13 protein-coding genes are annotated in these 13,010 nt (G+C 71.5%); 9 read left to right on the top strand and 4 right to left on the bottom strand.

Features of this window, described 5'->3' with window-relative positions; all coding sequences use genetic code 11:
* The first annotated feature begins 49 nt into the window (after window positions 1–49).
* Entirely contained in the window at window positions 50–631 is a 582-nt protein-coding gene (locus ACIQUC_RS06615) for a LemA family protein (RefSeq protein WP_402264661.1), read from the top strand.
* 22 nt (window positions 632–653) lie between these two features.
* The gene (locus ACIQUC_RS06610; protein ID WP_402264658.1) at window positions 654–1,553 is read left to right on the top strand and encodes a M48 family metalloprotease; all 900 of its coding nucleotides are present in this window, start codon (window positions 654–656) and stop codon (window positions 1,551–1,553) included.
* A 166-nt stretch (window positions 1,554–1,719) separates the two neighbouring features.
* Here ACIQUC_RS06610 and ACIQUC_RS06605 read toward each other — a convergent pair whose 3' ends face one another.
* Window positions 1,720–2,979 (bottom strand): winged helix-turn-helix domain-containing protein, encoded by a 1,260-nt coding sequence (locus ACIQUC_RS06605; protein WP_402264655.1) that lies wholly within the window; start codon window positions 2,977–2,979, stop codon window positions 1,720–1,722.
* 95 nt (window positions 2,980–3,074) lie between these two features.
* Here ACIQUC_RS06605 and ACIQUC_RS06600 point away from each other — a divergent pair, with 95 nt between their 5' ends.
* Both ACIQUC_RS06600 and ilvA read left to right on the top strand, forming a co-directional pair.
* Window positions 3,075–4,340, top strand: coding sequence for an AI-2E family transporter (locus ACIQUC_RS06600; RefSeq protein WP_049973540.1), 1,266 nt, complete (start codon window positions 3,075–3,077; stop codon window positions 4,338–4,340).
* A gap of 45 nt (window positions 4,341–4,385) precedes the next feature.
* Complete coding sequence (gene ilvA, locus ACIQUC_RS06595; protein WP_022907929.1) at window positions 4,386–5,630, top strand: threonine ammonia-lyase; 1,245 nt, start codon at window positions 4,386–4,388, stop codon at window positions 5,628–5,630.
* 71 nt (window positions 5,631–5,701) lie between these two features.
* On the opposite strand, the gene greA is transcribed toward ilvA, so the two are convergent.
* Complete coding sequence (gene greA / locus ACIQUC_RS06590) at window positions 5,702–6,190, bottom strand: transcription elongation factor GreA (protein WP_031262982.1); 489 nt, start codon at window positions 6,188–6,190, stop codon at window positions 5,702–5,704.
* Window positions 6,191–6,257: 67 nt separating this feature from the next.
* Window positions 6,258–6,809: a DUF4307 domain-containing protein gene (locus tag ACIQUC_RS06585; protein WP_022907931.1), complete on the bottom strand. Its 552-nt coding sequence runs from the start codon at window positions 6,807–6,809 to the stop codon at window positions 6,258–6,260.
* Here ACIQUC_RS06585 and mca point away from each other — a divergent pair.
* Together mca and ACIQUC_RS06575 are read left to right on the top strand one after the other, a co-directional pair.
* Window positions 6,783–7,673, top strand: a complete 891-nt coding sequence (mca, locus tag ACIQUC_RS06580; protein WP_402264650.1) for a mycothiol conjugate amidase Mca — start codon at window positions 6,783–6,785, stop codon at window positions 7,671–7,673. The genes ACIQUC_RS06585 and mca overlap by 27 nt on opposite strands.
* The gene (locus ACIQUC_RS06575) at window positions 7,670–7,999 is read left to right on the top strand and encodes a hypothetical protein (RefSeq protein WP_022907934.1); all 330 of its coding nucleotides are present in this window, start codon (window positions 7,670–7,672) and stop codon (window positions 7,997–7,999) included. Before mca ends, ACIQUC_RS06575 begins: the two co-directional genes overlap by 4 nt.
* Window positions 8,000–8,114: 115 nt before the next feature.
* Here ACIQUC_RS06575 and ACIQUC_RS06570 read toward each other — a convergent pair whose 3' ends face one another.
* Window positions 8,115–8,858 carry a hemolysin III family protein gene (locus tag ACIQUC_RS06570; RefSeq protein ID WP_402264646.1) on the bottom strand — a complete coding sequence of 248 codons (744 nt, stop codon included), beginning with the start codon at window positions 8,856–8,858 and terminating at the stop codon, window positions 8,115–8,117.
* Window positions 8,859–8,957: 99 nt separating this feature from the next.
* Between ACIQUC_RS06570 and ACIQUC_RS06565 the strand changes: the two genes are divergently transcribed.
* The 3 genes from ACIQUC_RS06565 to ACIQUC_RS06555 all read left to right on the top strand — a co-directional run bounded on the left by ACIQUC_RS06565 (window position 8,958) and on the right by ACIQUC_RS06555 (window position 12,753).
* Window positions 8,958–9,743 (top strand): isoprenyl transferase, encoded by a 786-nt coding sequence (locus ACIQUC_RS06565; protein ID WP_031262986.1) that lies wholly within the window; start codon window positions 8,958–8,960, stop codon window positions 9,741–9,743.
* A gap of 146 nt (window positions 9,744–9,889) precedes the next feature.
* Window positions 9,890–10,999: an aminotransferase class V-fold PLP-dependent enzyme gene (locus ACIQUC_RS06560; protein ID WP_022907937.1), complete on the top strand. Its 1,110-nt coding sequence runs from the start codon at window positions 9,890–9,892 to the stop codon at window positions 10,997–10,999.
* Window positions 11,000–11,391: 392 nt separating this feature from the next.
* Window positions 11,392–12,753, top strand: a complete 1,362-nt coding sequence (locus ACIQUC_RS06555; RefSeq protein WP_402264643.1) for a PhoH family protein — start codon at window positions 11,392–11,394, stop codon at window positions 12,751–12,753.
* Window positions 12,754–13,010 lie beyond the last annotated feature (257 nt).

Genomic DNA, 13,010 nt, shown 5'->3' with positions numbered 1-13,010 from the left:
CGACGGCCCCGTCACACCGCGATCCCGACGCGAGAAGGAGTACGCCCTCATGGACACCGGACTCATCACGACGCTGATCGTCGTCGGAGTGGTGGTGGTCCTCCTCGTCGTCGTGGGGATCTACCTGTGGGTCACCTACAACTCGCTCGTCACGCTGAAGGTCCGCGTCGACGAGGCGTGGAGCGACATCTCGGTGCAGCTCAAGCGCCGCGCGGACCTCATCCCGACCATCGTCGAGACGGTCAAGGGGTACGCCACGCACGAGAAGTCCGTGTTCGAGGCCGTCACGAAGGCCCGTGCCGAGACGCTCAGCGCCGGGGACGCCTCGAGCGCCTCCACGGCCGAGGGGCACATGCAGAAGGCGCTCAAGAGCGTGTTCGCGGTCGCCGAGGGGTACCCCCAGCTGCAGTCCAGCCAGAACTTCCTGCAGTTGCAGTCCGAGCTCGTCGACACCGAGGACAAGATCCAGTCCGCCCGACGCTTCTACAACGGCGGCGTGCGCGAGCTGAACACGAAGATCCGGGTCTTCCCGAACTCGTCGTTCGCGAAGAGCCGGGGCTTCTCCGAGGCGTCGTTCTTCGAGACCGCCGAGCCCGCGGCCATCGCCGAACCGCCGCGCGTCCAGTTCTGATCCGCCCGGAGACTGCTGCGACGTGTACAGCGCGATCGCGCGCAACAAGCGCAACACGGTCCTCATCGTCCTGGTCTTCCTGCTGATCATCGGTGCGCTCGGGTTCCTCGGCGGCTACCTCGCCGGCAACGTGTCGATCGGTGTGATCGTCCTCGTGGTCGCCCTCGGCTACGCGGTCGTGCAGTACTTCGCCGCCGGACGCCAGGCCACCGCGATCGCGGGCGGCATCGAGATCGACCGGACCACCGAGCCGCGGCTCTGGCGCACCGTGGAGAACCTCGCGATCGCCACCGGGATGCCGATGCCGCGGGTCTTCGTGATCGAGGACCCGTCGCCGAACGCCTTCGCGACCGGCCGTGACCCCGACCATGCGATCGTCGCCGCGACGACCGGGCTGCTCGCGATCATGGACGACCAGGAGCTGCAGGGCGTCATGGCGCACGAGCTCGGGCACGTCCGGAACTACGACATCCGCGTCTCGACGATGGTGTTCGGCCTGGTCGTCGCGGTCGGCCTCATCGCCGACGTCCTGCTCCGCATCTCGATCTTCAGCGGGCTCGCCGGCGGTCGGAACCGGAACAACGACAACGGCGGCACGAACCCGGTGCTGCTCGTCGCCGGCATCGTGGCGGTGATCGTCGCGCCGATCGCCGCGGCGGGCGTGCAGGCCGCGGTCTCCCGGCAGCGTGAGTACCTGGCTGACGCGACCGGTGCGATGACCACGCGTCACCCCGAGGGACTCGCCCGCGCGCTCGAGAAGCTCGGTGCGTACGGTCGGCCGATGCAGACGCAGAACTCGTCGATGGCGCACCTCTGGATCGCGGACCCGATGCGCCCCGGACTCATGGACCGGATGTTCTCGACGCACCCGCCGCTGCCGGACCGGATCGCCCGTCTCCGCGCGAGCCTCGACCGCTTCTGACCGGACGTCCCACGCCCGCGTCGGCGGCCCGTTCGCCAGGAGGCGCGGGCCCAGTCCGTCCCGCGTCGGCGGCCCGTTGGCCAGGAGGCGCGGGTCGGGTTCGTCCCGCGTCAGCGGTCCGTTTGCCAGGAGGCGCGGGCCCAGTCCGTCCCGCGCTGGCGGCCCGTCAGACGGCCGGGTCCGGTGCCGCGCTCGCGTCGGGGTCGTCGGCCGCCACGTGCGGCACGAGCCCGACGCCGAGCGCTCCGGCGACCGCCGCTGCAGCCGTCCCGCGGTCGGTGACCTCGACCCCGTCGAGGCCCTGCCACGCAGCCGTCCGGCGGAGCGTCTCGGCCAGCCGTTCGGCATCGAGTCGCTCGCCCGGCTCCTCCCACGCCGTGCGGACCCGCAGGACCCCGCGCTGCCGGTCGCTCTTCAGGTCGACCCGCCCGACGAGCCGGTCGTCCTGCAGCACCGGCAGCACGTAGTACCCGAACACCCGCTTCGGTGCGGGCGTGTAGATCTCGATCCGGTAGTGGAAGCCGTACATCCGCTCGGCCCGTCGCCGGAACCAGACGACCGGGTCGAAGGGACTGAGGACGGCGTCCGCCGACATCCGACGCGGCACCCGGGCGTCGGCGTGCATCCAGGCCCGCTCGCCCCAGGACTCGACCTGCACCGGCACGAGCTCGCCGGCGGCCGCGAGCTCGGCGATCGCCCGGGCGGTGTCGTCGGACCGCAGCCGGAAGTAGTCGGCGACGTCCGCGCGGGTGCCGACGCCGAGCGCACGCGATGCCCGCCGGACGAGCTCGAGGACGGCGTCGGGGCGTGCCGGTGCCCCCTCGAGCGTGCCGGCCGGCAGGACCTGCTCGGGGAGGGCGTAGACCCGTTCGAAGCCGGAGCGACCGGCGCTCACCACGTCGCCCCAGCGGAACATCTGCTCGAGGCCGGTCTTGACGTCGCTCCACCCCCACCACGGCCCACGTCGGACGTTCGCCTCGTGCTCGACCGCGCTGGCCGGCATCGGCCCCTCGGCCGCAAGGAGCGCCCGCAGTTCGCGGCGGACGCCCTCCGTCCGACGGACCCCCTCGATCCGGTTCGGCCAGGCGTCCCGCGCCCGCAGGGCGTCCATCCGCCACCGGAAGAGCGGCAGGTCGGCACGGTCGACGAAGGCCGCCTCGTGCGCCCAGTACTCGGCGTAGGGGCCGCACGCCGTCATGGTGCGGCGGTCGAGCGTGGCGCGGTCGTAGGCGCCGAGGCGGGCGAACAGCGGGAGGTAGTGGCTGCGCTCGAAGACGTTGACGGAGTCGATCTGCAGCAGGCCGAGGCGCGCGAACCCCGCCGTGAGGGCACGCGTCGACACCCGGTCGGCCGGCGGTACGCCGAAGCCCTGGGCGGCCAGCGCGACACGGCGGGCCTCGGCGGCGGAGAGCGTGGTCCTGGCCATGGGACCGAGGCTACCGATCGCCGCCGACACCCCGGGGAGACCCGTGTATGCCGCATCTGGTACCTGTCAGGACGCACATCGCTACACTCGCGGTCATGGCATGGGGCAGAAAGCAGCAACCGACGCATCCGGACCCCGTGGTCGAGGAAGCCGTCCCGACGGGCATGCGCATCGCCGGCGCGTGGTCGTGGCGGATCCTGGTCGTCATCGGCGTGATCGCGGTCTTCATCTGGCTGATGACGATCTTCAGCCAGATCCTCATCCCGTTCCTCGTCGGCATCGTCGTCTCGGCGCTGCTCGTGCCGATCTCGAACTGGATGCAGCGCCACCACGTGCCGAAGTGGCTCGCGGTCGTGATCAGCCTGCTCGGCGGGCTGGCGGCGATCGGTGCCCTGGTGTGGCTCGTGGTCGACCAGATCATCGCGTCCTACCCGTCGCTGCGCGACCGCACGGTGGAGCAGTACGCGAACATCAAGGACCTCGTCCTGAACTCCGGCCTGGGCATCACGCAGAGCGACGTCAACGGCTGGTTGAACGACGGCACGAAGTGGCTGCAGGACAACAGCGCTTCGATCCTGTCCGGGGTCGCGAGCGCGGGTTCCGGTGCCACCCACGTGTTCGAGGCGCTCTTCATCATCCTGTTCACCACGATCTTCCTGCTCATCGACGGCAAGAACGTCTGGCGGTGGGCCGTCCGGCTGTTCCCGAAGAAGGCCCGCGCGACCGTCGACGGTGCCGGGGTCGCCGGGTGGATCACCCTGACGAGCTTCATCCGTGTCCAGATCTTCGTCGCGTTCGTCGACGCCGTCGGCATCGGACTCGGCGCGTACATCGTCGGCCTGTTCTTCGGCGGCATGCCGCTCGTGATCCCGATCGCGGCCTTCGTGTTCCTCGGTGCGTTCATCCCCGTGGTCGGCGCGATCGTCACCGGCTTCCTCGCCGTCTTCGTCGCCCTGATCTTCAACGGTCCGCTGGCGGCGGTCCTCGTGCTCGGCGTCGTCCTGCTCGTCCAGCAGATCGAGGGCCACATCCTGCAGCCGCTCGTGATGGGCAACGCGGTGAAGGTGCACCCCCTCGCGGTGGTCCTCGGGGTCACCGCGGCCTCCGGGCTGGCCGGCATCGCCGGGGCGTTCTTCGCCGTGCCGCTCATCGCGACGGTGAACACGATGGTGATGACGATCGCGAGCGGTCGCTGGCGGGGACTCGACTCCGAGCACGTGCTCGAGGCCACGCCGAAACGCGGGCAGCACGGGCAGCTGCAGCTCATGCGACGACGTCGGCACAAGGTCGGCGACGAGGTCCCGGCACCCGGCAGCAAGCCGCAGGCCACTGCGGCTGAGGGAACGGCCAGCACCAACTGACGTCACGGGTTCGTCAGGAGCGCCCCGAACGACGATGATGGACCCGTGACCGACACCACCACGCCGCTGATCCCCACGCTCGACGACATCGAGAAGGCTCGCGTGACGATCGCCGGGGTCGCTCGTGTCACGCCGATGGAGACCTCGCAGTTCCTCGCCGAGGTCCTCGGGTCGCCGGTCCACCTCAAGTGCGAGAACCTGCAGCGCACCGGGGCGTACAAGGTCCGCGGTGCGTACAACCGCCTGTCGACGCTCACCGCCGAGCAGCGGGCCGCCGGCGTCGTGGCCGCGAGCGCCGGCAACCACGCGCAGGGCGTCGCCCTCGCCGCGCGCGAGCTCGGGATCCCGGCGACGATCTTCACCCCGGTCGGTGTCGCCCTGCCGAAGCTCCAGGCCACCCGGCACTACGGCGCCGAGGTCGTCCTGCGCGGGCACTCCGTGGAAGAGGCCCTGAGTGCGGCGAAGGACTTCGCGAACCGGACCGGCGCCGTGTTCATCCCGCCCTTCGACCACCCCGCGGTCATCGCCGGACAGGGGACCCTCGGGCTCGAGATCCTCGAGCAGGTGCCGGACGCCGACACCGTCGTCGTGCCGATCGGCGGTGGCGGGGTCATCTCCGGGATCGCCCTCGCCGTCAAGGGCATCGCCGAGCGCACCGGTCGCAGCATCCGCGTCCTCGGGGTGCAGGCCGAGAACGCCGCCGCCTACCCGAGCTCGATCGAGGCCGGTGAACCCGTCACGGTGCACACGAAGCCGACGATCGCGGACGGCATCGCGGTGGCGCGGCCGGGCGACCTGAACTTCCCGATCATCCGCGACCTCGTCGACGACATCGTGACCGTGTCCGACGACGACGTCGCCCGCGCGCTCCTGGTGCTCCTCGAGCGGGCGAAGCTCGTCGTCGAGCCCGCCGGCGCCGTCGGTGTCGCGGCGATCATGTCCGGCGCCGTCCGCGACACCGGGCGCACGGTCGTCCTGCTCAGCGGCGGCAACATCGACCCGCTCATGATGGAACGCGTCATCACGCGCGGTCTCGTCGCGGCGTCGCGGTACATCGGGATCCGGATCATGCTGCCGGACCGTCCGGGGCAGCTCGCCCGGGTCTCGCAGGTCATCTCGGAGGCCGGCGCGAACGTCGTCGAGGTCCTCCACACCCGCCACGGCCAGGGGCTCGTCATCAACGAGGTCGCGCTGGACCTGTCGATCGAGGCCCGCGGACCGGAGCACGCGCAGGAGGTCATCCAGCGCCTCCGCGAGGTGGGCTTCCGGCCGGAGCTGCTGGAGCACTGACACCCGTCACCCCATGACAGGAGGCGCGGTGCCAGCTGGCACCGCGCCTCCTGTCATGGCAGAGGGTGCGTCTACGGCTCGTAGCGCTCGACCTTGGTGACCTCGACGGCGATCTCCTTGCCGTTGGGCGCCGTGTAGGTGGTCGTGCCGCCGGCGCGCAGGCCGACGATGGCCGCGCCGACCGGGCTGACCGGGCTGTAGACGGTGAGGTCCGAGCCCTCGCCGACGATCTCGCGGTTGCCGACGAGGAACGTCGACTCGTCACCGGCGATGACGGCGGTCACGACGGTGCCGGGCTCGACCGTGCCGTCGAAGTCGGCTTCGCCGACGGTGGCGTGCTTCAGGAGTTCGGTGAGCTGACGGATGCGGGCCTCGATCTTGCCCTGCTCGTCCTTGGCGGCGTGGTAGCCGCCGTTCTCCTTGAGGTCGCCCTCTTCGCGGGCGGCTTCGATGCGGTTCGCGATCTCCTGGCGACCTTCACCGGACAGCGTCTCGAGCTCGGCCGTGAGGCGGTCGTGCGCCTCTTGCGTCAGCCACGTGACCTGGGTGTCGTTGCTCATGGTGATTCCCTTCAGCATGGAACGAGACCGGCCGGTGTGGCCGGTCTCGTCCGCGAATCACAGCAGTCTAGGGAACCCAGCAGTCGTGGATCAAGCCGGTCACGCCCCGTGACACGGTGTTCACAGGGGTGCTGATGCTGCGCACGCGTTGATCGGATGCGGGCACCCGGATCTCGCGCCACCCGACGATCGTGTACGACTTGTCGAGGACCTGGACGGCGCACTTCGCGACCGTTCCGGGGTCGACCGAGATCTGTGTGTGCACCACGACCTCGTGGTCGGAGACGACCTGGTACCCGACGTCGTCGGTGTCGAGTCCGTGGCTGGTCTGCCCGGGGCCGGCCCAGATCACCCAGACGATGAAGACGAGGGCGACGGCAGCGGCGGCGACGATGCCGATCAGCCGGGTGCGGCGGGCACGCCCGGGGGTGCGGCCGTAGCGGTCGTCCAGCGTCGCGGTGGTGCCGGCGGACGGCTGAGGTGCCGATGGGTGCTGCGGTTCGGACAGTTCGGGGCTCCCGGGGTGATTATCCTGATCCCAGGGTAGTTCACGTGATGCTGTGTGCTGCCACGCGACCAGTGAGGAACCCCAGTGCCGTACCGCCTGTTGGCCGTCCACGCCCATCCCGACGACGAGTCGAGCAAGGGAGCGGGGACCGCGGCGAAGTACGCGGCCGAGGGCAACGAGGTCCTCGTGGTCTCCTGCACCGGCGGCGAGGCCGGCGACATCCTCAACGAGCAGCTCGGCGAGCCCGCCACGACCCGCGCGCACCGCGACATGGCCGGCTACCGGCGCACCGAGATGGCCGGAGCCCAGGCCGCGCTCGGCATTGACCACCTGTGGCTCGGCTACCACGACTCCGGGCTGCCGGACGCCGACAAGGGCGAGACGGTCCGACCCGGGACCTTCTCCACCGTGCCGCTCGAGTACTCGACCGAGGCGCTGGTGCGGGTCATCCGTCGGTTCCGCCCGCACGTCCTCGTCACCTACGACGAGAACGGCGGCTACCCGCACCCCGACCACATCCGGACGCACGAGGTCTCGGTCGCCGCCTGGACGGCCGCCGCCGACCCGACCGCGTACCCGGACGCCGGGCCCGCCTGGTCGATCGCGAAGCTCTACTACGAGCGCACGATGAACCCCCGACGCTTCCGGACGGTCTTCGCGGCCCTGCAGGAACGCGATCCCGACAGCCCCGCGGTGGAGCAGCTCCGCGAGTGGGTCGAGCGGTTCGCCGACCGGCCCGACCTCGCCACCACCCACGTCGACGTGCACGAGTACTTCGACGCGCGGGACGCGGCGCTCCGGGCGCACGCGAGCCAGGTGCCGCCGGACAGTGCCTTCTTCTACTGGCCGAACGACCTCCTCGCGACGGTGTGGCCGACCGAGGACTACCAGCTCGTCGAGGCACGCGTGCCGACCGAGCTCCCCGAGTCCGACCTGTTCGCGGGGATCCCTGCCGACAAGGACACCACTGCGTGAGCACCATCCACGCGGCACTCGCCGCGACCCCCAGCCCGAGCCCGACCTCGACCGTCCCCGACGTGGACGTGACGCCGGGCGTCGCCGGCTTCATCGCGATCGCGGTCGTCGCGATCGTGACGATCCTGCTCGTCATCGACATGACCCGCCGCATCCGGCGGACGCGCTACCGCGCCGAGATCCGGGAGCGGCTCGAGGCCGAGGCGAACGGCACCGCGACGGGGCCCGACGGTGTCGGGCGTGACGGCGTCGCGACGGACGAGCCGGAGCGGCGCGCGGCCGAAGACGGCCGGGCCGACGTCGGGGACGACACCGAGCGCGGCTGACGCGACCGCGCGACCGGCGCGGTGGACGGGACCGGTGCGGTGGACGCGCGCGCGTGCGCGACGTCAGGGGCGGGGCGGGCGCGAGCCGTGCCTCCTGTCCGACCGACCGTCGCGGTCAGCGCACCGGGTCCAGCGCCACGATGAGCACGCCCGCCCACTGGGCCGCGAAGGCGACGACGGTGAGGGCGTGGAACACCTCGTGGAAGCCGAACACCATCGGGGACGGGTTCGGGCGCTTGAAGCCGTACACGAGCGCGCCGAGCACGTACGCGAGCCCGCCGGAGAGCACGAGCACCGTCATCGGCACGCTGGCCGCGAAGAACTGCGGCAGCAGCCCGAGCGCCGCACAGCCGAGGACGAGGTAGATCGGGACGTAGAGCCACCGCGGCGCGCCGATCCAGAGGACGCGGAACGCGATGCCGAGGGCCGCGCCGGACCACATCACCCAGAGCACCACGACCATCAGGGTGTGCGGCAGGGCGCAGATCGCCACGGGTGTGTACGTGCCGGCGATGAGCAGCAGGATGTTCGTGTGGTCGATGCGCTTCAGCACCGCCTTGACCTTCGGGCCCCACGGGAAGCGGTGGTACGTCGCCGAGACGCCGAACATGGCGAGCGACGTCGCCATGAACACCGCGCTGCCGACCTTCGCCGCGGGGGAGCCAGCCAGGGCGATGAGGACGACGCCCATCGCGATCGCGAACGGGAACGCCCCGAGGTGGATCCACCCGCGCCAGGCGGGCCGGGGCTCGGGCGTGCCGGCGGCGCGACCGGCGGCTGACGGTCCGGCGACCGTGCTCTGGGCCTCGTCGGTGAAGGGGACGTGGGGGAGGGTCCCGGTGTCGTGCTCGGCCTGCATGGTCCGACCGTAGGGCCAGATGCCGAACGAACGCCGAACACGTCCGGACCTCCCGGCGAACGCGGTCCGCTCCGAGGTCGGGTGCACTATGTTCGATCCGTGACCGGCAGGGTGGGATGGGCAGGACGAGGGATCCTCTACCGCGCCTACCAGAGCCGGATCCGTCGGCAGATCGACGGCTCGGCGATGCCGAAGCACGTCGCCATGATCGTGGACGGCAACCGGCGCTGGGCGAAGCAGCTCGGTCTCGAGTCCGCTGCGCACGGGCACCGGGCGGGCGCCGCGAAGATCCCGGAGTTCCTGACCTGGTGCGACGACCTCGGCATCGAGGTCGTGACGCTCTACCTGCTGTCCTCCGACAACCTGACCGGCCGCGGTGGTGAGGAGCTCGAGCAGCTCGTCGGCATCATCGCCGACCTCGCGGGCACCCTCGCGGACCACCGTGACTGGCGCGTGCAGCACGTCGGAGCGAACGAGGGGCTCCCCGGACCCCTCGTCGAGGCGCTGTCCGCCGCGGAACGACGGACGGCCGACCACACCGGCCTGCACGTGAACCTCGCGGTCGGCTACGGCGGGCGCCGCGAGATCGCCGACGCCATGCGCAGCATCGTCCGTGCGCACGGCGAGGGCGGCGGCACGCTCGACACCCTGGCCGAGGTGCTGACGCCCGAGCTCATCGGCGACCACCTGTACACGCAGGGGCAGCCGGACCCCGACCTCGTCATCCGGACGTCGGGCGAGCAGCGGTTGTCGGACTTCATGCTGTGGCAGAGCGCGCACAGCGAGTTCTACTTCGTCGAGGCGTTCTACCCGGACCTGCGCGAGGTCGACTTCCTGCGGGCCGTCCGCGACTTCGGGTTGCGGTCGCGGCGCTTCGGCGGCTGACGACCGGACCGCGCGCTCCGTCCCCGGGCAGGTGCCGTCGGGCACTGCCGTCGGCTGGCACCGGTGCGTGGATCGGACCGGGTGCGGTCCGTTCTCGCTGATCCCAGTAGACTCACAGGGTTTTCGTCCCACGGAAGGTTGCCCCTGTGAACATCGCCGAGTATGCCTCAGGCTTCGCCGAGGAGCCCGGCTACCTCGACCACGCCGCGTTCGGCCCCGTGCAGACCGCGGTCCTCGAGGAGCAGCGCGTGCTCGGGACGATCCAGGAGCACATGCGCTTCGGTGCCATGGAGACGCTCGACGAGCAGGACGCACGCGTCCGGACCGTCGCGGCCCGGTTGGTCGGCCGGCGCGAGGACCAGGTCGTCTCGCAGACCGCGACGACCCCCGGGCTCCTGCACACCGCGTTCGGGCTGACCGGCGGGGTGCTCGTCTCGGCCGACGAGTACCCGTCGCTGCCGTTGGCACTCGCGAGTGCGGCCTCGGCGACGGGCGGGCGCGTGCAGCCGGTCGTGATCGAGTCCGGTGCCGGGTGGATGACCCCGTCGCTCATCGAGTCGCGCCTCACCGACGACGTCACCGCGGTCGCGCTCTCGCTCGTCGACTGGCAGACCGGCTACCTCGCCGACCTCGCCGCCGTCCGCGAGGTCATCGGCGACCGCCTCCTCATCGTCGACGCGATCCAGGGCTTCGGCGTGGTGGACGCTCCGTACGAGGTCGCCGACGTCGTCGCCACGGGTGGGCAGAAGTGGTTGCACGCCGGCTGGGGCACCGGGTTCACGGCGTTCAGTGACCGCGCGCTCAACCGGCTGCGCCCCGCGTTGTCCGGCCCGCACGGGACGTCCGGGTGGCCCACCGAGGTCCCCGCCGTCCGCCCCGGTGCCGCCGGGTTCCAGATGACCCGGATCGACCCGGTGGCGCAGGCGCGCATGGCGGTGTCGCTGGACCGGCTCGTGGCCGTGGGCGTCCCGGCCGTGCAGGAGCGGGTCGCCGACCGCGTCGAGCGCGTGTTCGACATCGCCGACGAGTTCGGCCTGTCCGTCGAGTCCAGCCGCGACCCGCGCGAGCGGGCCGGCATCGTGGTGCTCCGGCCGCCGCAGGGGCGCCTCACCGCGCTGTCCGCCGCGTTCCACAACCACGGGGTGACGGTGACGACGCGGCTCGGGGTCGCGCGGGTCTCGGTGTTCGCGTCCACGACGGACGAGACCCTCGACATGTTCCGCGACGCCTGCCTCTCCTACGCCACGATGCAGTAGCGGCGCGGGGCGCGCCCGCGCAGCGCGCGCCGCGCTGCCAGCCGCGCTGCGCCCGCGACCTCACGGGGTGGGCGACAGTTCACGCGCTCTACAGCGCGAGAAGTGTCGCTGGGCCCGTGAATTCGCGCGGGGCGGAAGACGCGGGGCGGGAGACGCGGGACGCCAGGCGCGGGGCGGGCCCGCACCGCGCCTCCAGACCGGCGGGCGGTCGCGCTGTTCACGTGACCGTAACTCCGGAAACCGCGTGTCGCTCGCGCCGTGTCAGCGGTCCGACGTAGTTTGACGGCATCGGGCACCGCGCCCGATCGAAGCGGCCACAGTCGGTGCTTCGGGACCGCTCCAGTGGCCGCGTTCGAGGACATGGACCGGGCCGAGCGCGGCCCGGGGATGGAGTGGTCGTGACCTCTCAGAACGTCTCTCGCGGAACACAGCAGCAGTACACCGCGGACTCGTCCACATCGGTCGCCCAGCGCACGTACGTGCTCGACACCTCGGTGCTCCTCAGCGATCCGCGGGCACTGTTCCGCTTCGCGGAGCACGCGGTGGTCCTGCCCGTGGTGGTCGTCAGCGAGCTGGAGTCCAAGCGCAACGACCCGGAGATCGGGTACTTCGCCCGGCAGGCGCTCCGGCTCCTCGACGAGCTGCGGATCGAGCACGAGCGGCTCGACTTCCCGATCGCGATCGGCGACGGCGGCTCGTTCCGGGTCGAGCTGAACCACTCGAACCAGTCCGTCCTCCCGTCCGGGCTGCAGCTCGGCGACAACGACTCGCGGATCCTCGCGGTCGCGTCGAACCTCAAGAACGACGGCCTCGACGTGGTCGTCGTGTCGAAGGACCTGCCGCTACGCGTCAAGGCCTCGTCGATCGGCATGGCGGCCGAGGAGTACCGTGCCGAGCTCGCGGTCGACTCCGGCTACACCGGCATCGCCGACCTGCAGGTCTCCGGCGAGCAGATGTCCGACCTGTACGAGAACGAGGAGATCCGGTCGTCCCAGCTGGACGGCGTCCCGGTCAACACCGGTGTCGTGATCCACTCCGAGCGCGGCTCGGCCCTCGGCCGGGTGCACACCGCCGGCGCGGTGGCGCTGGTGCGCGGCGATCGCGAGGTCTTCGGGCTCCGCGGCCGCTCGGCCGAACAGCGGCTCGCGATCGACGCCCTGCTCGACCCGGAGATCGGCATCGTGTCCCTCGGCGGCAGCGCCGGGACGGGCAAGTCGGCGCTCGCGCTCTGCGCCGGCCTCGAGGCGGTCCTCGAACGCCAGCAGCACAAGAAGATCATGGTGTTCCGGCCGCTCTACGCGGTGGGCGGCCAGGAGCTCGGGTACCTGCCGGGCGACGCGGCCGAGAAGATGAACCCGTGGGCGCAGGCCGTGTACGACACGCTCGGTGCGCTGGTCTCCGACAACGTCCTCGACGAGGTCGTCGAGCGGGGCATGCTCGAGGTGCTCCCGCTGACGCACATCCGCGGGCGCTCCCTGCACGACGCGTTCGTGATCGTGGACGAGGCGCAGTCCCTCGAACGGAACGTCCTGCTCACGATGCTGTCCCGCATCGGCCAGAACTCGCGAGTCGTCCTCACCCACGACGTCGCGCAGCGCGACAACCTGCGGGTCGGCCGGCACGACGGGGTCGCGTCGGTGATCGAACGGCTGAAGGGGCACCCGCTGTTCGCGCACGTGACGCTGACGCGCTCGGAGCGGTCCGCGATCGCGGCGCTCGTGACGGAGATGCTCGACTCGCCGGACCTGGTCTAGCGGGGCCGCCCGCCGGCCGGGCCGCGCGGCGGCGCGGCGGCGCGGCGCGCGGCGCGCGGCGCGCGGGGACCTTTCGCGCTGGGCGACACGTCACGCCGTCGCGCGGCCGTGACGTGTCGCCCAGCGCGTGAAGACGGTGCATGAGACGGACAGGAGGCGGGGGGGCCGCCCGCCCCCCCCCCCCCCGGGGGGGGGGGGGGGGTGGGTTATGGGGGGTGAAGATGTTCACATAGAGGGGGCGGTGGAGCATGAACACA

This window comes from Curtobacterium sp. NPDC098951 (assembly GCF_044759965.1).
Classification (GTDB): Bacteria; Actinomycetota; Actinomycetes; order Actinomycetales; family Microbacteriaceae; genus Curtobacterium.
This window is presented reverse-complemented; position numbering and strand designations above follow the sequence as displayed.